This is a genomic window from Streptomyces roseus (assembly GCF_001044425.1).
Classification (GTDB): Bacteria; Actinomycetota; Actinomycetes; order Streptomycetales; family Streptomycetaceae; genus Streptomyces; species Streptomyces roseus.
The window spans coordinates 1-21112 of record NZ_LFML01000033.1 but is presented as its reverse complement, the minus strand read 5'-3'; the positions used below and the strand labels follow the sequence as shown (position 1 = coordinate 21112).

At 69.0% G+C, this 21112-nt stretch carries 18 protein-coding genes, 1 tRNA gene and 2 pseudogenes; 12 read left to right on the top strand and 9 right to left on the bottom strand.

Annotated elements, in window-relative coordinates; all coding sequences use genetic code 11:
• Positions 1 to 104: 104 nt before the first annotated feature.
• Positions 105 to 1064 (top strand): thioredoxin-disulfide reductase, encoded by a 960-nt coding sequence (gene trxB / locus ACS04_RS09130; RefSeq protein WP_048476034.1) that lies wholly within the window; start codon positions 105 to 107, stop codon positions 1062 to 1064.
• 53 nt (positions 1065 to 1117) lie between these two features.
• A complete protein-coding gene (gene trxA / locus ACS04_RS09125; RefSeq protein ID WP_048476033.1) occupies positions 1118 to 1456 on the top strand; it encodes a thioredoxin in 339 nt (112 codons plus the stop codon).
• Between the two features lie 132 nt (positions 1457 to 1588).
• On the opposite strand, the gene ACS04_RS09120 is transcribed toward trxA, so the two are convergent.
• From ACS04_RS09120 to rpmH, 9 genes are all read right to left on the bottom strand, one after another.
• Positions 1589 to 2206, bottom strand: coding sequence for a GNAT family N-acetyltransferase (locus ACS04_RS09120; RefSeq protein WP_048476032.1), 618 nt, complete (start codon positions 2204 to 2206; stop codon positions 1589 to 1591).
• A gap of 103 nt (positions 2207 to 2309) precedes the next feature.
• Positions 2310 to 3416: a ParB/RepB/Spo0J family partition protein gene (locus ACS04_RS09115; protein ID WP_078864573.1), complete on the bottom strand. Its 1107-nt coding sequence runs from the start codon at positions 3414 to 3416 to the stop codon at positions 2310 to 2312.
• Positions 3413 to 4498: a ParA family protein gene (locus tag ACS04_RS09110; RefSeq protein WP_078864571.1), complete on the bottom strand. Its 1086-nt coding sequence runs from the start codon at positions 4496 to 4498 to the stop codon at positions 3413 to 3415. The genes ACS04_RS09115 and ACS04_RS09110 overlap by 4 nt, the downstream gene beginning before the upstream one ends.
• 246 nt (positions 4499 to 4744) lie before the next feature.
• Complete coding sequence (rsmG, locus tag ACS04_RS09105) at positions 4745 to 5485, bottom strand: 16S rRNA (guanine(527)-N(7))-methyltransferase RsmG (protein WP_037835282.1); 741 nt, start codon at positions 5483 to 5485, stop codon at positions 4745 to 4747.
• Between the two features lie 112 nt (positions 5486 to 5597).
• Entirely contained in the window at positions 5598 to 6110 is a 513-nt protein-coding gene (locus ACS04_RS09100) for a Jag family protein (protein ID WP_048476030.1), read from the bottom strand.
• 15 nt (positions 6111 to 6125) lie between these two features.
• Positions 6126 to 7229, bottom strand: coding sequence for a membrane protein insertase YidC (gene yidC, locus ACS04_RS09095; RefSeq protein WP_048476029.1), 1104 nt, complete (start codon positions 7227 to 7229; stop codon positions 6126 to 6128).
• Positions 7230 to 7232: 3 nt separating this feature from the next.
• Positions 7233 to 7514: a membrane protein insertion efficiency factor YidD gene (yidD, locus tag ACS04_RS36140; RefSeq protein ID WP_078613072.1), complete on the bottom strand. Its 282-nt coding sequence runs from the start codon at positions 7512 to 7514 to the stop codon at positions 7233 to 7235.
• Positions 7511 to 7885 carry a ribonuclease P protein component gene (rnpA, locus tag ACS04_RS36135; RefSeq protein ID WP_078864569.1) on the bottom strand — a complete coding sequence of 125 codons (375 nt, stop codon included), beginning with the start codon at positions 7883 to 7885 and terminating at the stop codon, positions 7511 to 7513. The genes yidD and rnpA overlap by 4 nt, the downstream gene beginning before the upstream one ends.
• Positions 7886 to 7906: 21 nt before the next feature.
• Positions 7907 to 8044 carry a 50S ribosomal protein L34 gene (gene rpmH, locus ACS04_RS09090; RefSeq protein ID WP_008741645.1) on the bottom strand — a complete coding sequence of 46 codons (138 nt, stop codon included), beginning with the start codon at positions 8042 to 8044 and terminating at the stop codon, positions 7907 to 7909.
• 355 nt (positions 8045 to 8399) lie between these two features.
• Between rpmH and dnaA (ACS04_RS40395) the strand changes: the two are divergent.
• From dnaA (ACS04_RS40395) to ACS04_RS09045, 10 genes and pseudogenes are all read left to right on the top strand, one after another.
• Positions 8400 to 8904: pseudogene (dnaA, locus tag ACS04_RS40395) on the top strand (chromosomal replication initiator protein DnaA); the annotation flags it as partial.
• A gap of 125 nt (positions 8905 to 9029) precedes the next feature.
• Positions 9030 to 10181, top strand: a pseudogene (gene dnaA / locus ACS04_RS40390) (chromosomal replication initiator protein DnaA); the annotation flags it as partial.
• A gap of 895 nt (positions 10182 to 11076) precedes the next feature.
• On the top strand, positions 11077 to 12207 hold the full coding sequence (gene dnaN / locus ACS04_RS09080; RefSeq protein WP_030153167.1) for a DNA polymerase III subunit beta: 1131 nt from the start codon (positions 11077 to 11079) through the stop codon (positions 12205 to 12207).
• A gap of 254 nt (positions 12208 to 12461) precedes the next feature.
• Complete coding sequence (gnd, locus tag ACS04_RS09075) at positions 12462 to 13337, top strand: phosphogluconate dehydrogenase (NAD(+)-dependent, decarboxylating) (protein ID WP_048476027.1); 876 nt, start codon at positions 12462 to 12464, stop codon at positions 13335 to 13337.
• 175 nt (positions 13338 to 13512) lie between these two features.
• Positions 13513 to 14697 carry a DNA replication/repair protein RecF gene (gene recF / locus ACS04_RS09070; RefSeq protein ID WP_048476026.1) on the top strand — a complete coding sequence of 395 codons (1185 nt, stop codon included), beginning with the start codon at positions 13513 to 13515 and terminating at the stop codon, positions 14695 to 14697.
• Positions 14694 to 15233, top strand: a complete 540-nt coding sequence (locus tag ACS04_RS09065) for a DciA family protein (RefSeq protein ID WP_048476025.1) — start codon at positions 14694 to 14696, stop codon at positions 15231 to 15233. The genes recF and ACS04_RS09065 overlap by 4 nt, the downstream gene beginning before the upstream one ends.
• Before the next feature lie 284 nt (positions 15234 to 15517).
• Entirely contained in the window at positions 15518 to 17578 is a 2061-nt protein-coding gene (gene gyrB / locus ACS04_RS09060; protein WP_048476024.1) for a DNA topoisomerase (ATP-hydrolyzing) subunit B, read from the top strand.
• Between the two features lie 44 nt (positions 17579 to 17622).
• A complete protein-coding gene (gene gyrA / locus ACS04_RS09055) occupies positions 17623 to 20226 on the top strand; it encodes a DNA gyrase subunit A (RefSeq protein WP_048476023.1) in 2604 nt (867 codons plus the stop codon).
• A 3-nt stretch (positions 20227 to 20229) separates the two neighbouring features.
• Positions 20230 to 20943 carry a DUF3566 domain-containing protein gene (locus ACS04_RS09050; RefSeq protein ID WP_048476022.1) on the top strand — a complete coding sequence of 238 codons (714 nt, stop codon included), beginning with the start codon at positions 20230 to 20232 and terminating at the stop codon, positions 20941 to 20943.
• Between the two features lie 94 nt (positions 20944 to 21037).
• Positions 21038 to 21111 (top strand) — tRNA-Ile (locus tag ACS04_RS09045).
• Position 21112: the final 1 nt, after the last annotated feature.

Sequence of the window (21112 nt, the reverse complement as noted above, 5' to 3'; positions counted from 1 at the left end):
CGGGCGGGGAATGCATGCGCCGTAGGATCCGTTGGGTGGGGTGAGACAACACACCGGCCCCTTCGGCAAGCAGCGTGCAGTCCACAGAGACGAGGAAGAAACCCGTGAGCGACGTACGAAACGTGATCATCATCGGTTCCGGGCCGGCCGGCTACACCGCCGCCCTGTACACCGCACGCGCTTCGCTCAAGCCGCTGGTCTTTGAGGGCGCGGTCACGGCCGGTGGCGCACTCATGAACACCACCGAGGTCGAGAACTTCCCCGGCTTCCAGGACGGCATCATGGGTCCGGACCTCATGGACAACATGCGCGGTCAGGCCGAGCGTTTCGGCGCCGAGCTCGTCCCCGACGATGTCGTGTCCGTGGACCTGACGGGTGACATCAAGACCGTCACCGACACCGCCGGCACCGTGCACCGCGCGAAGGCCGTGATCGTGACGACCGGCTCCCAGCACCGCAAGCTGGGCCTGCCCAACGAGGACGCCCTCTCCGGCCGCGGTGTGTCGTGGTGTGCGACCTGTGACGGGTTCTTCTTCAAGGACCAGGACATCGCCGTCGTCGGCGGCGGCGACACCGCGATCGAGGAGGCCACCTTCCTCTCGCGCTTCGCCAAGTCCGTCACCATCGTTCACCGCCGCGACTCGCTGCGCGCCTCCAAGGCCATGCAGGACCGCGCCTTCGCCGACCCGAAGATCAAGTTCGCCTGGGACAGCGAGGTCGCCGTGATCCACGGCGAGCAGAAGCTTTCCGGCCTCACCCTGCGCAACACCAAGACCGGTGAGACCTCCGAGCTGCCCGTGACCGGCCTCTTCATCGCCGTCGGCCACGACCCGCGCACCGAGCTGTTCAAGGACCAGCTGGAGCTCGACGAGGAGGGCTACCTCAAGGTGGAGGCGCCCTCGACGCGCACCAACCTGACCGGTGTGTTCGGCGCCGGCGACGTCGTGGACCACACGTACCGTCAGGCCATCACCGCCGCAGGCACCGGCTGCTCCGCCGCCCTGGACGCCGAGCGCTTCCTCTCCGCCCTGGCCGACGCCGAGAAGGCGCACGCTACGGTCTGACCCCTCAACTACCCCCCACTCCACACCCCGCAGGAAAGAATTAGGAGGCCGCAGTGGCCGGCACCCTCAAGAACGTGACCGACGCCGACTTCGACGCCGAGGTCCTCAACAGCGACAAGCCCGTCCTGGTGGACTTCTGGGCCGAGTGGTGCGGACCGTGCCGCCAGATCGCCCCCTCGCTGGAGGCCATCGCGGCCGAGTACGGCGACCAGATCGAGATCGTCAAGCTGAACATCGACCAGAACCCGGACACGGCCGCCAGGTACGGGGTCATGTCCATCCCGACCCTGAACGTCTACCAGGGTGGCGAGGTCGCCAAGACCATCGTCGGTGCCAAGCCGAAGGCCGCCATCCTCCGCGACCTCGATGGGTTCATCACGCCCAAGGCCTGACAGCCGGAACTGCGCCCGGCCAGCGCCGGGGATGTTTCACGTGAAACGGGGCCGCCCCTCACAGGGGCGGCCCCGTTTCGCACATCACAGCAAGCACGAGTAAGCACAGCGCAGCAAACACAGCGCCAGACATCACAGCGGCCGCAGCGCGGGCTCCTTGCGCGCGGCTCCGAGCAGCCGGTCCAGCGCGAGCTCCACGTCTTCCTTCCAGGAGAGCGTCGAGCGCATCTCCAGCCGCAGGCGCGGGTGCAGAGGGTGCGGCCGCACCGTCTTGAAGCCCACGGCCAGCAGGTGGTCAGCCGGCAACAGACAGGCGGGGCCCTCCCAGCGCGCGTCTCCGAACGCCTCGATCGCCCGGAACCCGCGCCGCAGCAGGTCCTTTGCCACCGTCTGCACCATCACCCGTCCCAGGCCCTGCCCCTGATAGCCGGGCATGATCCACGCAGTGATCAGCTGTACGGCGTCCGGGGACACCGGACTCGTCGGAAAAGAAGCGGCCCGAGGTACGTACGCCGGCGGCGCGTACAGCACGAACCCCACCGGGACCTCGTCCACGTAGACCACGCGGCCGCAGGAGCCCCACTCCAGCAGGACGGCGGAGATCCACGCCTCCTTTTCCAGCGCCGGCGTGCCCGCCTTCACGGCGGCCTCACCACTGACGGGATCCAGCTCCCAGAACACGCAGGACCGGCAACGCCGAGGCAGGTCCTGGAGGTTGTCCAGCGTGAGTGGTACCAACCGACGCCCCATGAGCGCATCGTATCCACAGCCCGAATCAGGCGAAACCGCGACAAGGCAAAGGGGCGGACCGCGCCGGTACACCGGCACGATCCGCCCCTCGGCGGCCGGGGACTCACTCCCCGGACAGACCCTGCTCCAGCACCCGGCCCTCGCCCGGCGCCAGCGTCCCCAGAATCCGCTCCAGATCCTCCATCGAGGCGAACTCGACGGTGATCTTGCCCTTCTTCTGGCCCAGATCCACCTTCACACGCGTCTCGAACCGGTCGGACAGCCGCGTCGCCAGTTCGCTGAGCGCCGGAGCCACCCGGGCACCGGCCCGCGGGCCCTTCGGCTTCACGGGTCCCTCGGGCTCCGATCCCATCAGCGAGACGATCTCCTCGACCGTCCGCACCGAGAGACCCTCGGCCACGATCCGCTGCGCCAGCTTGTCCTGCGCCTCGAAGTGCTCCACGGGCAGCAGCGCCCTCGCGTGACCGGCCGACAGCACACCCGCGGCCACCCGGCGCTGGACCGGCGGCGACAGCTTCAGCAGGCGCAGCGTGTTGGACACCTGCGGACGCGAACGTCCGATCCGGTCGGCCAGCTGGTCGTGGGTGCAGTTGAAGTCCTGGAGCAGCTGGTCGTACGCGGCCGCCTCCTCCAGGGGATTCAGCTGGGCCCGGTGCAGGTTCTCCAGCAGCGCGTCCAGCAGCAGCTTCTCGTCGTCCGTGGCCCGGATGATCGCCGGAATGCGCTCCAGCCCGGCCTCCCGACAGGCCCGCCAGCGACGCTCACCCATGATCAGCTCGTAGCGGCCGGGGGCGGACTGCCGCACCACCACCGGCTGGAGCAGGCCCACCTCCTGGATGGAGGTGACCAGTTCCGCCAGCGCGTCCTCGTCGAAGACCTCACGGGGCTGCCGCGGGTTCGGCGTGATCGAGTCCATCGGAAGCTCGGCGAACGTCGCCCCGGCCACCACATTGGCCTCGGGCTCCACCGCTTCCGGCTCATCCACCACCGCAACCGCGGTCGCCGACGCCGCTGAGGGTGCCCCCAGGGAGCCATCGGCCTGCGCCAGCGAAGCCAGCTTCGCCGCCGCGACCCCGCGCTCCGAAGCCAACACCGGCACCGCCGACGGAGACGTCGAACCTGCACCGATCACCGGCGGTGTCTTCTCCTGCGGAGCGGCGGGGATCAGCGCGCCCAGCCCCCGCCCCAGACCCCTACGTCGCTCACTCACTGGATCCCCTCCGCCACACTCTGCGTGCTGTTCATGCCCGCGCCCAGATGGGCGTGCCGGGCGTCGTACGAAATTCCGGCCCCCCGCAGCGCGATCTCACGCGCCGCTTCCAGATAGGAGAGAGAACCACTCGAACCCGGATCGTAGGTGAGCACCGTCTGGCCGTAACTCGGCGCCTCGGAGATGCGCACCGAACGCGGGATGCTCGTGCGCAGCACCTCCTTGCCGAAGTGGGTGCGCACCTCCTCCGCCACCTGCGAGGCCAGCCGGGTCCTGCCGTCGTACATCGTCAGCAGGATCGTCGACACGTGCAGTGCCGGGTTCAGGTGGGCCCGCACCAGGTCGACATTGCGCAGCAGCTGGCCGAGGCCCTCCAGGGCGTAGTACTCGCACTGGATCGGGATCAGCACCTCCGCGCCGGCCACCAGGGCGTTCACCGTCAGCAGCCCCAGCGAGGGCGGGCAGTCGATCAGGATGTAGTCCAGCGGCTGCTCGTAGGCCTGGATGGCCCGCTGGAGCCGGCTCTCGCGCGCCACCAGGGACACCAGCTCGATCTCCGCACCCGCGAGGTCGATCGTGGCCGGGGCACAGAAGAGCCCTTCCACGTCGACCACCGGCTGGACGACCTCAAGCAGCGGCCTGCTGTCCACGAGCACGTCGTAGATCGAGGGCACATCCGCGTGGTGGTCGATACCCAGAGCCGTGGACGCGTTGCCCTGCGGGTCGAGGTCGACCACCAGGACGCGCGCGCCATGCAGGGCCAGGGAAGCCGCCAGGTTCACGGTCGTCGTGGTCTTGCCCACGCCGCCCTTCTGGTTGGCGACCACGATGACCCGGGTCTGCGCCGGACGGGGAAGCCCCTCACCGGCCCGCCCCAGGGCCTCAACCGCCATCTGCGCGGCACGGCCGATGGGCGTGTCGTTGTCTACAAGGGGCGACGATGTTTCACGTGAAACATCGTCCCCCGCTGGTTCAGAGCGGGGACCGGGGACCGGGTCGGCCATCGGCCCCGCGAGGTTGGCGTCGGACCGCACGGTGTCACTCTCCTCGGCATCAGGCTCGCGATGAACAGAGCCTGCCATGACACCCGGGTCGCGAACCAGCGGGGCCCGTACTCCTGTGGATGAATCCACCGTTGTGGACAACTCCGTCCCCCCTTCGCCCTTGCGGTGACGAGGGGACGCGGCCGCACGGCCGCGGCTGATGATTCCGTGCAGCAGAGAGCGATGTTTCACGTGAAACACGATGCCCGGACAGTGCCCGGACAGGGTCTTCGAGCCGCTACGACACTCCGAAATCCATACCTATAGGGCTCAACGCCCCGTCAATCAGCGACGCCGACGGGTCCGGCTGGTGCGAGCGGCCTTAGCCCGCTTGGCCGCGAACCTCACCCCGCCGGGGCTTTCTCCGACCTCCACCCGGACGACCGTGGACAGGGGATCCACCACGCCCTCACCCACCTGGAGCACCGAGGTCTTCACCACACCCAGCTTCGCCAGTGCGGTCTTCGCCGCCACCAGCTCCTCCTCGGCGGTGTCGCCCTTGAGCGCCAGCATCTCCCCGTACGGGCGCAGCAGGGGCACGCCCCAGCCCGCCAGCCGGTCCAGCGGAGCCACGGCCCGCGCCGTCACCACGTGGACCGGCTGTACCTTGCCGAGCATCTCCTCGGCCCTGCCCCGCACCACCGTGACGTGATCCAGGCCCAGCAGCTCCACGGCCTCCTGGAGGAAGGTCGTCCGCCGCAGCAGCGGCTCCAACAGCGTGATCTTCAGATCGCGGCGCACCAGAGCCAGCGGAATGCCGGGCAGGCCGGCGCCCGAGCCGACATCGCAGACGGTGACGCCCTCGGGCACCACCTCCGAGAGCACCGCGCAGTTCAGCAGGTGCCGCTCCCACAACCGCGGCACCTCACGCGGGCCGATCAGGCCGCGCTTGACCCCCGCGTCCGCCAGCAGCTCCGCATACCGCACAGCTTCCGGGAAAAACTCGCCGAACACCGCGCGCGCCTCTTCAGGCGCCGGGGGAAGCTCCGCTGCCTCCGTCACGGGGACCGTCCTTCCGTACCGCATGGATCGTTGAAAACGCACTGCTCGAACTGGCACCGCCCAGGCCGGCACTGCCAGGCTGACAAACTTCGGCCCCGCCTGCGACACAGACGGGGCCGAGCACTCGGTCTTGCGGTCAGGCGGGGAGCACGACGACGAAGCGCTGCGGCTCCTCGCCCTCCGACTCGCTCTTCAGACCGGCGGCCGCCACGGCGTCGTGGACGACCTTGCGCTCGAAGGGCGTCATCGGCGCCAGCTTCAGCGGCTCACCGGACGCCTTCACGTCCGCCGCCGCCTGGGCACCGAGCGCCGCCAGCTCCTCGCGCTTCTTCGCACGGAAGCCCGCGATGTCCAGCATCAGCCGGCTGCGGTCCCCGGTCTCGCGGTGCACGGCGAGGCGGGTGAGCTCCTGCAGAGCCTCCAGGACCTCACCGTCGCGGCCCACGAGCTTCTGGAGATCGCGGCCGGACGAGTCACTGACGATCGACACCGCGGCCCGGTCGGCCTCGACGTCCATGTCGATGTCCCCGTCCAGGTCGGCGATGTCCAGCAGACCCTCCAGGTAGTCGGCCGCGATCTCACCCTCCTGCTCGAGGCGGGTCAGGGTGTCGCCACTCTCAGCGGCGGCGGTGGTGGTGCCTTCCGTCACGGGAGGGACTCCTTCTTACTTCTTGGAAGAGGGCTTGGGGGGCGTCTGGCGCTGCGACTTCGACTGCCGCTTCGGCTGCTGCCGCTTGGCGGCACCGCCGCTCGCCGCATCCGATTCGGCCGTGGCCTCGGCACTCTTGATCACAGACCCGTCCGCCTGCGCAGCCAGACCCTGCTTCGTGAGAGCCGCGATGAACTTGCGCTCGTTGTCGTTGCGGTCCGGGCCCTTGGCCACGATCGCCGCGACGATCTTCTTCTTGCCCCGGCCCTTGAGCTCCCCGTGCGTGGAGACGTGCTTCAGCAGTCGGGTCAGGTACTGGTCCTGCGCCTTGCTGCCGGGGGTCGGGTTCTGGTTGATCACGTACATCTGCTGGCCCATGGTCCACACGTTGGTGGTCAGCCAGTAGACGAGGACACCGACGGGGAAGTTGATGCCCATGAAGGCGAAGATCAGCGGGAAGATGTACATCAGCATCTTCTGCTGCTGCATGAACGGCGTCTTCACCGAGAGGTCGACGTTCTTCTGCATCAGCTGGCGCTGGGTGTAGAACTGCGACAGCGACATCAGAATGATCATGATCGCGGTCACGATCCGGACGTCGGTCAGAGAGGCGCCGAGTGCGGCGACCTTCTCCTCGCTGTCCGTGAACTTCGCCGCGAGCGGGGCACCGAAGATGTGCGCCTGACGGGCGCTGGCCAGCAGCGACTCGTTGATGACACCGATGGTCTTGCCGTTGGCGATGGCCGCGAGCACGTGGTACAGCGCGAAGAAGAACGGGGACTGCGCCAGGATCGGAAGGCACGAGGAGAGCGGGTTGGTACCCGTCTCCTTGTACAGCTTCATCATCTCTTCGGACTGGCGCTGCTTGTCGTTCTTGTAGCGCTCCTGGATCGCCTTCATCTTCGGCTGGAGCGCCTGCATACCGCGCGTCGCCTTGATCTGCTTCACGAAGAGCGGGATCAGACAGATGCGGATCAAGACCACCAGGGACACGATCGACAGGCCCCAGGCCCAACCGCTGTCCGGCCCGAAGATCGCGCCGTACAGGCTGTGGAACTGGACGATGACCCACGAGACGGGCGTGGTGATAAAGCTGAACAGACTGGCAATCGTGTCCACTAATCAGGCTCCTTGAGCATTGCGAGATCTACGCAACGCACTGCGCAGCTGCTCGTGCCAACGCGGGCGTTTACGGGGTGGGACATGGTCGACACCACCGGCGGACCACGGGTTGCACCGCAGGATCCGCCAGCCGGTCAGGACCGTCCCCTTCACCGCACCATGCCGGTCGATGGCCGTGAACCCGTAGTGCGAGCACGAGGGGTAGTAACGGCACACCGGCCCGAGCAGCGGACTGATGGTCCACTGGTACAGCTTGATCAATGCGAGCAGCGGGTACTTCATCGAGCCACGCCTCCCAGGAGCCGCGCGATGGCGGCATCCAGGTCCCGGGCCAGTTCATCGGCGCCGGCGTCACCCGCTCCGGGCAATGCCCGCACCACCACCAGGCTACCGGCGGGCAGCTGGGAGAGCCGCTCGCGGACAAGATGGCGCAAACGGCGCTTTACCCGGTTACGGACGACGGCGCCACCCACGGCCTTGCTGACGACGAAACCCGCACGCGTCGAGGGATCGATCTCCCCCGGCGCGTGCGGGTCCGTTGCACCGCTTGTACGTAGGTGGACGACGAGAAGCGGGCGACCTGCCCGCCGACCTCGTCGTACCGCGCTCGCGAAGTCCTCGCGCCGCCTCAGCCGATTCTCGGGAGACAGCACGACGTCACGACCTGCGCGTTGTTACGCGGAAAGGGCGGCGCGGCCCTTGCCACGGCGGTTCGCCAGGATCGCGCGACCGGCACGGGTACGCATCCGGAGACGGAAGCCGTGGGTCTTGGCACGACGGCGGTTGTTCGGCTGGAAGGTGCGCTTGCTCACTCGGGGGCTCCAGAGAATGAATCGTTGTGGCGGGACATCGCCTGGCTGTCACCGTGCGCCCACGAGGAAACTCGCGTGTTCGCCCGAGTGGCACCGCTAAACGATCACAAAAGGTGATCTTCGCCCATCGGTAGGCAGGCGGCAGCAGCCATCGACAACTCGACCTCGTTACGGTACGCGCGGCTACGCCATCCGGTCAAACCGAGGCGACGTGCCCCCACACTGTGCACAGGCTGTGGACAACGACTTGAACCGTACCCGTCGGCCTGACTACCGTTGTCTGATCCCGGATTTTTTGTCCCGACCGTCCCAAAGAACCACACATTCGTGGGACCCCTGTGAGAGAGCGTGCTCTGTGGCTGACGTACCTGCCGATCTTGCCGCAGTGTGGCCAAGGGTGCTGGAAAAGCTCCTCGGGGAGGGACAGCAGGCGATCGAGCCCAAGGACAAGCAGTGGGTCGAGCGCTGCCAGCCCCTGGCACTGGTCGCGGACACCGCACTGCTGGCGGTTCCCAACGAATACGGCAAGCGCGTCCTGGAGGGCCGGCTGGCCCCGCTGATCAGCGATGCGCTCAGCCGTGAGTGCGGCCGCCCCATCCGTATCGCCATCACCGTGGACGACTCCGCCGGCGAGCCCGCGCCCCTGCCCGCGGCCGCGCAGCAGCGCTCCGACGGGTACGAGCCGTACGGCAACCAGCGCGGCGGCGGCCACACCGGCCCCGGCGGCCCCTCCGACGACCAGCTCCCGACCGCCCGGCCCGCCTACCCGGACTACCAGCAGTCGCGCCCCGAGCCCGGCTCTTGGCCGCGCGGCGGCCAGCAGGACGACTACGGCTGGCAGCAGCCGCGCCTCGGCGGCTTCCCCGAGCGCGACCCCTACGCCTCTCCCCAGCCGGGCTACCTCCAGCAGTCCGACCCCGGCGGCTACGAGCAGGGCTCCTTCGACCAGCAGCAGTACGACCAGCAGCAGTACGAGCCCCGCCAGTCCCAGCAGTCCCATCAGTACGAGCAGCAGCAGTACGAGCAGCCGGCCCCGCGCCAGGCGCCCGGCCGCCCCGCGGCTCCGTCCCCCTCGGGCGGCTCGACCTCGGGACCGCTGGAGCCCACCGCCCGGCTCAACCCCAAGTACCTGTTCGACACGTTCGTCATCGGCGCGTCCAACCGCTTCGCGCACGCCGCCGCGGTGGCCGTCGCCGAGGCGCCCGCGAAGGCGTACAACCCCCTCTTCATCTACGGGGAATCGGGGCTTGGCAAAACGCATCTCCTGCACGCCATCGGCCACTACGCGCGGAGCCTCTACCCCGGCACCCGGGTGCGCTACGTGAGCTCCGAGGAGTTCACCAACGAGTTCATCAACTCGATCCGCGACGGCAAGGGCGACGCGTTCCGCAAGCGCTACCGCGAGATGGACATCCTGCTCGTCGACGACATCCAGTTCCTCGCGAGCAAGGAGTCGACGCAGGAGGAGTTCTTCCACACCTTCAATACGCTCCACAACGCCAACAAGCAGATCGTGCTGTCCTCCGACCGGCCGCCCAAGCAGCTCGTCACCCTGGAGGACCGGCTCCGCAACCGCTTCGAGTGGGGCCTGATCACCGACGTCCAGCCGCCCGAGCTGGAGACCCGTATCGCGATCCTGCGCAAGAAGGCCGTACAGGAGCAGCTCAACGCCCCGCCGGAGGTACTGGAGTTCATCGCCTCCCGCATCTCGCGCAACATCCGCGAGCTGGAGGGGGCGCTCATCCGGGTCACGGCCTTCGCGAGCCTGAATCGGCAGCCGGTCGACCTCGGCCTGACCGAGGACGTCCTCAAGAACCTGATCCCCGGCGGCGAGGACTCGGCCCCCGAGATCACGGCCACGGACATCATGGCGGCCACTGCGGACTACTTCGGGCTCACCGTGGACGACCTGTGCGGCTCCTCGCGCAGCCGCGTCCTGGTCACCGCGCGGCAGATCGCCATGTACCTGTGCCGGGAGCTCACGGACCTCTCCCTGCCCAAGATCGGGGCGCAGTTCGGCGGCCGCGACCACACCACGGTCATGCACGCCGACCGGAAGATCCGGGCCCTGATGGCGGAGCGGCGGTCCATCTACAACCAGGTCACCGAGCTCACCAACCGCATCAAGAACGGCTGAGCCGGGGCCCTGTTGGCCGGGTCGGCGGGCCCGCACGGGCCCTTCCACACGCTTCCAGAGGGCGCTCCCGGGGTACTTCGGGGGCGCCCTTTCCCGTGCGCGCGCCCCTGGCCTGTTCGAATACGCCCCCTGTGGAGCAACTCATCCACAGATTTCCCGACTTTCTTCCGTCCACAGGCTGGGGACGGGTTCCGTCACCCACAATCTGTCCACAGGGCTGCGGGATGAGGCACCATCAGCACTGGTCAGACCCCTGTGGATTTGTGCGCAAGCGTCATCCACAGCCTGTGGATAGAACTTTCATCCACAGGTTCGTCCACGCCTCTGTCCACCGCCCGCCCACAGGTTCCCGCACCCTGTGCACAGGATCAGACGAGTTACCCACACCGCTGTCCACTGTTCGGCAACATTCCACCTCCCGTCACCGCCGGGAGTGAAAGCCGTCACACGGAAGTCGACGTTTGGGCTGTGGAGTACTGGGGGAAACCTGGGGACACACCTGTGGAGTAGTCGGGGTCCCCTGGGGACGGCCTGTGCAGAACTTTTCGTTCTCCACAGACACCGGGGGTTGTCCACCGGTGTCACCCACAGGGTCGGTGGATAAAAAACGCGGGCTGACCAGGGACAACGGGCTTATCCACCGTTTCCACAGGCCCTACTACTACCCCCATAGAGAGTTAGCCCGGTTTCGGTTTTCAAGCGGGTCCTGTGCACAACTCGGTGGACACGCCTCCCCGACACCTCGCTCCCGACTTGACCTCCGGCAGCACCGACTGTCGGCGCCGTACGTCAGACTGGTCCCCGGCACCGAGGCTCCGAGCCATCGAGGGCATCGAGGCATCGGGCCGGGAACGAAGGCCGGCAGACGAGCGAGCAACAGCAGGAGGCGGTTCCGGTGAAGATCCGGGTGGAGCGCGACGTACTCGCGGAGGCGGTGGCCTGGGCTGCCCGCAGCCTCCCGGCCCGGCCGCCGGTGCCCGTTCTCGCGGGCCTGCTGCTGAAGGCCGAGGAGGGCACGCTGTCCCTCTCCGGCTTCGACTACGAGGTCTCCGCCCGCGTCTCCGTCGAGGCCGACGTCGAGGAGGACGGCACCGTCCTCGTCTCCGGCCGCCTCCTCGCCGACATCTGCCGCGCCCTCCCCAACCGCCCGGTGGAGATTTCCACAGACGGTGTACGGGCGACCGTGGTCTGCGGCTCCTCGCGATTCACACTCCACACCCTGCCTGTGGAGGAGTACCCGGCGCTGCCGCAGATGCCGACCGCGACCGGCACCGTGCCCGGTGAGGTCTTCGCCTCCGCCGCCGCCCAGGTCGCCATCGCCGCCGGCCGCGACGACACGCTGCCCGTGCTGACCGGTGTCCGCATCGAGATCGAGGGCGACCGCGTCACCCTGGCCTCCACCGACCGCTACCGCTTCGCGGTCCGCGAGTTCCTGTGGAAGCCGGAGAACCCGGACGCCTCCGCCGTCGCCCTCGTGCCCGCGAAGACGCTCCTGGACACCGCCAAGTCCCTCACCAGCGGTGACACGGTCACCCTGGCGCTCTCCGGCTCCGGCGCGGGCGAGGGCCTCATCGGCTTCGAGGGCGCGGGCCGCCGCACCACCACCCGCCTGCTCGAAGGCGACCTGCCGAAGTACCGCACGCTCTTCCCGACGGAGTTCAACTCCATCGCCGTGATCGAGACCGCCCCGTTCGTCGAGGCCGTCAAGCGCGTGGCCCTGGTCGCCGAGCGCAACACCCCGGTCCGCCTCAGCTTCGAGCAGGGCGTGCTGATCCTGGAGGCGGGCTCCTCCGACGACGCACAGGCTGTGGAACGCGTGGACGCCAAGCTGGAGGGCGACGACATCTCGATCGCCTTCAACCCCACCTTCCTGCTGGACGGCCTGAGCGCGATCGACTCGCCGGCCGCGCAGCTGAGCTTCACCACGTCCACCAAGCCCGCCCTGCTGAGCGGCCGTCCTGCCGTCGACGCGGAGGCGGACGAGGCGTACAAGTACCTGATCATGCCGGTCCGCCTGTCCGGCTGACGCGCGCGGACGTCGGGCCCGGTCTCGCAGGCGCGGGGCCGGGCCCGACGGCGTTCGCCCCGTACGACCTCCCCCGTACGAACCGCCGGTGCGAATCCCACCGGCCCCGTACCAGCCCGCGCACGGCCCCTTACGGCCGTCCTGGAGCGCCCGTGGCGCCCGGCGGCACCGCCCGGCGTAGGCTCGGAGCCTGGGTGCCCCCGGCGATGGGGGGTACCCGGCACAGACGGCCACAACGCTTAAGGAACCACCTGATGGAGCTTGGTCTCGTCGGTCTCGGCAAGATGGGCGGCAACATGCGCGAGCGCATCCGCCGCGCAGGCCACACCGTCATCGGATACGACCGCAACCCGGACCTTGCCGATGTCCACAGCCTGCGGGAACTTGTGGACAGCCTGCAGGCCCCCCGCGTCGTGTGGGTGATGGTCCCGGCAGGTGCGGCGACGCAGTCCACCGTCGACGAGCTCGCCGAGCTGCTCTCGATCGGCGACGTCGTCGTCGACGGCGGCAACTCGCGCTGGACCGACGACGAGAAGCACGCCGCCGAGCTGGCTGCCAAGGGCATCGGCTTCGTCGACTGCGGTGTCTCCGGCGGCGTGTGGGGCCTGGAGAACGGCTACGCGCTCATGTACGGCGGCCAGAAGGACCATGTCGCCCGGGTCCAGCCGATCTTCGACGCCCTCAAGCCCGAGGGCGAGTTCGGCGCGGTGCACGCCGGCAAGGTCGGCGCGGGCCACTTCGCGAAGATGGTCCACAACGGCATCGAGTACGCCATGATGCAGGCCTACGCCGAGGGCTGGGAGCTCCTGGAGAAGGTGGATTCGGTCACCGACGTCCGCGAGGTCTTCCGCTCCTGGCAGGAAGGCACCGTCATCCGCTCCTGGCTGCTGGACCTGGCCGTGAACGCCCTCGACCAGGACGAGCACCTGGAGCAGCTGCGCGGCTTCGCGCAGGACTCGGGCGAGGGCCGGTGGACGGTGGAGGCGGCGATCGACCACGCCGTGCCGCTGCCCGCGATCACCGCCTCGCTCTTCGCGCGCTTCGCGTCGCGCCAGGAGGACTCGCCGCAGATGAAGATGATCGCCGCGCTGCGCAACCAGTTCGGCGGCCACGCGGTCGAGAAGGCGTAATCCACGGCGGTCCGCAGCCGTCCACAGCGGTCTTCGGGCCGTCCACAGCGATGCGAGGGTCGTCCACAGCGGTCTCCGGGGCGTCCGCGGGCCGTCCACCACCGGTCCACAGCAGCACGGATCCACAGCAGTACAGAGCACAGAGCAGCAGGAAGCCGGGGGAGGTCGGCGCCGTATGCATGTTTCGCATCTCTCACTGGCCGACTTCCGCTCGTACGCCCGGGCCGAGGTTCCCCTCGACCCGGGCGTCACGGCTTTCGTGGGCCCCAACGGCCAGGGCAAGACCAATCTGGTCGAGGCCATCGGCTACCTGGCCACGCTCGGCAGCCACCGCGTCTCCTCGGACGCCCCCCTGGTCCGCATGGGCGCGGAGCGTGCGGTCATCCGCGCCGCCGTCACCCACGGAGCCCGCCAGCAGCTGGTCGAGCTGGAGCTGAACCCGGGCCGCGCCAACCGCGCCCGCATCAACCGGTCCTCGCAGGTCAGGCCCCGGGACGTGCTCGGGATCGTACGGACGGTGCTGTTCGCGCCGGAGGACCTGGCCCTGGTGAAGGGGGACCCCGGGGAGCGCCGGCGGTTCCTCGACGAGCTCGTCACCGCCCGCTCGCCGCGGATGGCGGGGGTCCGCTCCGACTACGAGCGGGTGCTCAAGCAGCGCAACACCCTGCTGAAGTCCGCGGCGATGGCCCGCCGGCACGGCGGCCGCTCCATGGACCTGTCCACCCTCGACGTCTGGGACCAGCACCTCGCGCGCGCGGGCGCGGAGCTGCTGGCGCAGCGCCTCGACCTGATCGCGACGCTGCAGCCGCTCGCCGACAAGGCGTACGAGCAGCTCGCGCCCGGCGGCGGCCCGCTGGGGCTCGCGTACAAGTCCTCCGCCGCCGGCGAGGCCGGAGAAGCCGTGGCCGGAGCCGGGAGCGCGGACGGGGACGAGGACGGAGGCGGGCGCGGTGCCCGCACCCGCGAGGTCCTGTACGAGGTGCTCCTGGCCGCCCTGGCCGAGGCGCGCAAGCAGGAGATCGAGCGGGGCGTGACCCTGGTCGGCCCGCACCGGGACGACGTGGTGCTGCGCCTGGGCGACCTCCCGGCGAAGGGGTACGCGAGCCACGGCGAGTCCTGGTCGTACGCGCTGGCCCTGCGGCTGGCCTCGTACGAGCTCCTGCGCTCGGAGGGCGCCGAGCCGGTGCTGATCCTCGACGACGTGTTCGCCGAGCTGGACGCGCGGCGCCGCGAGCGGCTGGCGGAGCTGGTGGCCCCGGGCGAGCAGGTACTGGTGACGGCGGCGGTGGACGACGACGTCCCGGGGGTCCTGGCGGGGACCCGGTTCGGGGTGTCCGGCGGCGAGGTGACCCGGCTGTGAGCGGCGAAGAGAAGGAACCCGGTACGACCGGACCCCGCAAGGTCCCCGAGCCCTCGGGCGTGGACCTCGCCCGGCAGGCGCTGGCGGCCGCCCGCGAGCAGGCCCGCGCCCGCGGCAACGCGGCCACCGGGAAGAACAAGCACCGGCCGGGCCTGCGCTCGGGCGCCCGCGCCGACGGCCGCGACCCGATGCCCCTCATGGCGGCGCTGGACCGGCTGCGCACCGAGCACGGCTGGGAGATGCCGATGGCGGTCGCGGGCGTGATGGAGCGCTGGCCCGAGATCGTCGGGCCGGAGATCGCCGCGCACTGTGAACCGGACCGCTACGAGGACCGTGAACTGGTCGTGCGCTGTGACTCCTCGGCGTGGGCGGCGCAGCTGAAGCTGCTGGCCCCGCAGCTCGTGGCCCGGCTCAACGCGGACCTGGGCCAGGGCACGGTTCGGATGATCAAGGTCCAGGGCCCGGGCGGGCGCCCGAGGCGGTACGGACCGCTGCGCGCGCCGGGCAGTACGGGTCCGGGGGACACGTACGGATAGACCGCGCTCGCGTGGCGTCCCTCACGGTAGCGGGAGGTTGACAGGCCGAAGCGCTGCACGCCCGTGTGAGCCTCTTTGAGCCCCTTCCCGGATATGGGGAGTCGGAGAGAGGAGGTTCAGGGCGGCACATGCGGACTCAGGTACCGGCAAACCCCCATTCATGTCCGTGGTACCGGTAGACTGAAGCGAATCCCGCCGCTTGCGGGATCTAGCTGATACACGCTGACAACGCAGATCGACGCAGCCGCTCCTGCTTGCATGCCTGCTGGCCCGGAGTACGGCCTGTGCTGTGCCAGAAAGGGCGCTTCGTGGCCGATTCCGGCAACCCCAACGACAACCAGTCCACAGCCGGCGAGAAGGGCGAGGTCACCGCCTCGTACGACGCCAGTGCGATCCAGGTCCTCGAAGGACTGGACGCGGTCCGCAAGCGGCCGGGCATGTACATCGGCTCGACCGGTGAGCGCGGGCTGCACCACCTCGTGTACGAGGTGGTGGACAACTCCGTCGACGAGGCCCTGGCCGGGCACGCGGACACCATCGACGTGACGATCCTCGCCGACGGCGGTGTGCGGGTCATCGACAACGGCCGCGGCATCCCGGTCGGCATCGTGCCGTCCGAAGGGAAGCCGGCGGTCGAGGTCGTCCTGACGGTCCTGCACGCGGGCGGCAAGTTCGGCGGCGGCGGCTACGCCGTCTCCGGCGGTCTGCACGGCGTCGGCGTCTCCGTCGTGAACGCCCTGTCGACCAAGGTCGCGGTCGAGGTCAAGACGGACGGCTACCGCTGGACCCAGGACTACAAGCTGGGCGTGCCGACGGCCCCGCTGGCCAAGAACGAGGCGACCGACGAGCACGGCACCTCCGTCACGTTCTGGGCCGACGGAGACATCTTCGAGACGACCGAGTACTCCTTCGAGACGCTGTCGCGGCGCTTCCAGGAGATGGCCTTCCTCAACAAGGGCCTGACCCTGAAGCTGACCGACGAGCGCGAGTCGGCGAAGGCGACCGTCGGCGCGGACGACCCCGAGGCGGACACGGCCCCGCCCACCGCGCGCACCGTCACGTACTACTACGAGGGCGGCATCGTCGACTTCGTGAAGTACCTGAACTCGCGCAAGGGCGAGCTCATCCACCCGACCGTCATCGACGTCGAGGCCGAGGACAAGGAGCGCATGCTCTCGGTCGAGATCGCGATGCAGTGGAACTCGCAGTACACGGAGGGCGTGTACTCCTTCGCGAACACGATCCACACGCACGAGGGCGGTACGCACGAGGAGGGCTTCCGGGCCGCGCTGACGGGTCTGGTGAACCGTTACGCGCGCGACAAGAAGCTGCTGCGCGAGAAGGACGACAACCTCGCCGGCGAGGACATCCGCGAGGGTCTGACGGCGATCATCTCGGTCAAGCTGGGCGAGCCGCAGTTCGAGGGCCAGACGAAGACCAAGCTGGGCAACACGGAGGCCAAGACCTTCGTGCAGAAGGTCGTCCACGAGCACCTCAACGACTGGTTCGACCGCAACCCGGTCGAGGCCGCGGACATCGTCCGCAAGTCCATCCAGGCGGCCACGGCGCGCGTCGCGGCCCGCAAGGCCCGCGACCTGACCCGCCGCAAGGGCCTGCTGGAGAGCGCCTCACTGCCGGGCAAGCTGTCCGACTGCCAGTCGAACGACCCGACCAAGTGCGAGATCTTCATCGTCGAGGGCGACTCCGCCGGCGGCAGCGCGAAGTCCGGCCGCAACCCGATGTACCAGGCCATCCTGCCGATCCGCGGCAAGATCCTGAACGTCGAGAAGGCCCGTATCGACAAGATCCTCCAGAACACCGAGGTCCAGGCGCTGATCAGCGCCTTCGGCACCGGTGTGCACGAGGACTTCGACATCGAGAAGCTCCGCTATCACAAGATCATCCTGATGGCGGACGCCGACGTCGACGGCCAGCACATCAACACCCTGCTGCTGACCTTCCTCTTCCGCTTCATGCGCCCGCTGGTCGAGGCCGGTCACGTGTACCTGTCCCGCCCGCCGCTGTACAAGATCAAGTGGGGCCGGGACGACTTCGAGTACGCGTACTCGGACCGCGAGCGCGACGCGCTGGTGGAGCTCGGCAAGCAGAACGGCAAGCGGATCAAGGAAGACTCGATCCAGCGCTTCAAGGGTCTGGGCGAGATGAACGCCGAGGAGCTGCGCGTCACGACCATGGACGTGGACCACCGCGTGCTCGGCCAGGTCACCCTCGACGACGCGGCCCAGGCCGACGACCTGTTCTCGGTGCTCATGGGTGAGGACGTCGAAGCACGGCGCTCCTTCATCCAGCGCAACGCCAAGGACGTTCGGTTCCTCGACATCTGAGTCGGCCTCCGCTGACCGCCGCCTGAAAGGACTTCTGACCAGCAATGGCCGACGAAACCACCCAGCCCGCACAGAACGCCGAGAACCCGGCGGAGGAGCAGCCCGTGCTGCGGATCGAGCCCGTCGGGCTCGAGACGGAGATGCAGCGCTCCTACCTCGACTACGCGATGTCCGTCATCGTGTCCCGCGCGCTGCCCGACGTACGGGACGGCCTCAAGCCGGTCCACCGCCGCGTGCTCTACGCGATGTACGACGGCGGATACCGGCCCGAGAAGGGCTTCTACAAGTGCGCCCGCGTCGTCGGCGACGTCATGGGCACGTACCACCCGCACGGCGACAGCTCGATCTACGACGCCCTGGTCCGCCTGGCCCAGCCGTGGTCGATGCGCATGCCGCTGGTCGACAGCAACGGCAACTTCGGCTCCCCGGGCAACGACCCGGCGGCCGCGATGCGCTACACCGAGTGCAAGCTGATGCCGCTGGCCATGGAGATGCTCCGGGACATCGACGAGGAGACCGTCGACTTCACGGACAACTACGACGGCCGCAACCAGGAGCCGACCGTCCTGCCGGCCCGCTTCCCGAACCTGCTGGTCAACGGCAGCGCCGGCATCGCGGTCGGCATGGCCACCAACATCCCGCCGCACAACCTGCGCGAGGTGGCGGCCGGCGCCCAGTGGGCGCTGGAGCACCCGGACGCCTCGCACGAGGAGCTGCTCGACGCACTCCTGGAGCGGATCAAGGGTCCCGACTTCCCCTCGGGCGCGCTGGTCGTGGGCCGCAAGGGCATCGAGGAGGCGTACCGGACCGGGCGCGGCTCCATCACGATGCGCGCGGTGGTCGAGGTCGAGGAGATCCAGAACCGCCAGTGCCTGGTGGTCACGGAGCTTCCGTACCAGACCAACCCGGACAACCTGGCCCAGAAGATCGCCGACCTGGTCAAGGACGGCAAGATCGGCGGCATCGCCGACGTGCGCGACGAGACCTCCTCGCGCACCGGCCAGCGCCTGGTGATCGTGCTCAAGCGCGACGCCGTCGCCAAGGTCGTGCTGAACAACCTCTACAAGCACACCGACCTCCAGACGAACTTCGGCGCGAACATGCTGGCGCTGGTGGACGGCGTGCCGCGCACGCTGTCGATCGACGCGTTCATCCGCCACTGGGTCACGCACCAGATCGAGGTCATCGTCCGGCGGACGAAGTTCCGCCTGCGCAAGGCGGAGGAGCGGGCGCACATCCTGCGCGGCCTGCTCAAGGCGCTGGACGCGATCGACGAGGTCATCGCGCTGATCCGGCGCAGCAACACCGTCGAGATCGCGCGCGAGGGCCTGATGGGCCTGCTGGAGATCGACGAGATCCAGGCCAACGCGATCCTGGAGATGCAGCTGCGGCGCCTGGCGGCCCTGGAGCGGCAGAAGATCGTCGCCGAGCACGACGAGCTGCAGGCGAAGATCAACGAGTACAACGCGATCCTGGCCTCGCCGGAGAAGCAGCGCTCGATCGTCAGCGAGGAGCTGGCGGCCCTCGTCGAGAAGTTCGGCGACGACCGGCGCTCCAAGCTGGTCCCCTTCGACGGCGACATGTCCATGGAGGACCTGATCGCCGAAGAGGACATCGTCGTCACGATCACGCACGGCGGCTACGTCAAGCGCACCAAGACCGAGGACTACCGCTCGCAGAAGCGCGGCGGCAAGGGCGTGCGCGGCACGAAGCTGAAGCAGGACGACCTGGTCGACCACTTCTTCGTCTCGACCACGCACCACTGGCTGCTGTTCTTCACGAACAAGGGCCGGGTCTACCGCTCCAAGGCGTACGAGCTGCCGGACGCCGGCCGCGACGCCCGCGGGCAGCACGTGGCCAACCTGCTGGCGTTCCAGCCGGACGAGAAGATCGCCCAGATCCTCGCGATCCGCGACTACGAGGCCGCCCCGTACCTGATCCTGGCCACCAAGGGCGGCCTGGTGAAGAAGACGGCGCTCAAGGACTACGACTCGCCCCGTTCGGGCGGCGTCATCGCCATCAACCTCCGGGAGACCGAGGACGGCGGCGACGACGAGCTGATCGGCGCCGAGCTGGTCTCCGCCGAGGACGACCTGCTGCTCATCAGCAAGAAGGCGCAGTCGATCCGCTTCACGGCGACCGACGACGCGCTGCGCCCGATGGGCCGCGCGACCTCGGGCGTGAAGGGCATGAGCTTCCGCGAGGGTGACGAACTGCTCTCCATGAGCGTTGTGAGGCCGGGTACGTTCGTCTTCACCGCGACCGACGGCGGCTACGCCAAGCGGACGCCGGTCGACGAGTACCGCGTCCAGGGTCGTGGCGGTCTGGGCATCAAGGCCGCGAAGATCGTGGAGGACCGCGGGTCGCTCGTCGGCGCGCTGGTGGTCGACGAATCGGACGAGATTCTCGCCATCACGCTCGGCGGCGGTGTGATCCGTACGCGAGTCAACGAAGTCAGGGAGACCGGCCGTGACACCATGGGCGTCCAGCTGATCAACCTGGGCAAGCGCGATGCCGTGGTCGGTATCGCTCGTAACGCCGAGGCCGGTCAGGAAGCTGACGAGGTCGAGGAGACCGACGCAGCCGACGGACAGGCCGCCGAGGCCGCCGAGGGCACGCAGCCCTCGGCCGGGGAGCACGAGGAGTAAGTCGTGAGTGGAGCCACGGGCGCCGGACCGGCCAAGACTGGGGAGGACGGTACCCGTGGCCCCGCCGCGGACTCCCCCGACGGGGGCGCCGAGGCAGCCGAGGGCAGGGGGAGAACCGTGACGGACACCCGCAAGCCGAAGCCGGGGAAGGCCGCGCCGGCCGCGTCGGGCGCGGTACCGGCGGCCGCGGGCGCGGCCCCGGCCGCCGCCGCGCCCGGCCGGGCGCCGGAGCAGCCGTACCACCCGCCGCAGGCGTACGCGGCGCCCCAGGCGCCGGGCGCGCCGCGGGGCGCCGGGGACGCCGCCGCGCAGCGCAAGGCGCGGACGGGGGCCCGTACGACGCCCCGGACGCGCAAGGCGCGGCTGCGGGTGGCCAAGGCGGATCCGTGGTCGGTGATGAAGGTCAGCTTCCTGCTGTCGATCGCGCTGGGCGTGTGCACGATCGTCGCGGCGGCGGTGCTGTGGATGGTCATGGACGCCATGGGCGTCTTCTCGACCGTCGGCGGCACCATCAGCGAGGCCACCGGGTCGAACGAGGGCAACGGTTTCGACCTCCAGTCGTTCCTGTCGCTGCCGCGCGTTCTGATCTTCACGTCGGTGATCGCGGTCATCGACGTGGTGCTGGCGACGGCTCTGGCCACGCTGGGCGCGTTCATCTACAACTTGTCGGCGGGCTTCGTCGGCGGCGTGGAGCTCACGCTCGCCGAGGACGAATGACCGCTGATTGACCTGCGGGGACTGCCCCGGGGAACGGATTTTGGCTCGACCGTGTCTGTGCGCTAATCTTCAGGAGTCAGCGCGCAGCGCGGATGGGGCTATAGCTCAGTTGGTTAGAGCGCATCCCTGATAAGGATGAGGCCACAGGTTCAAATCCTGTTAGCCCCAC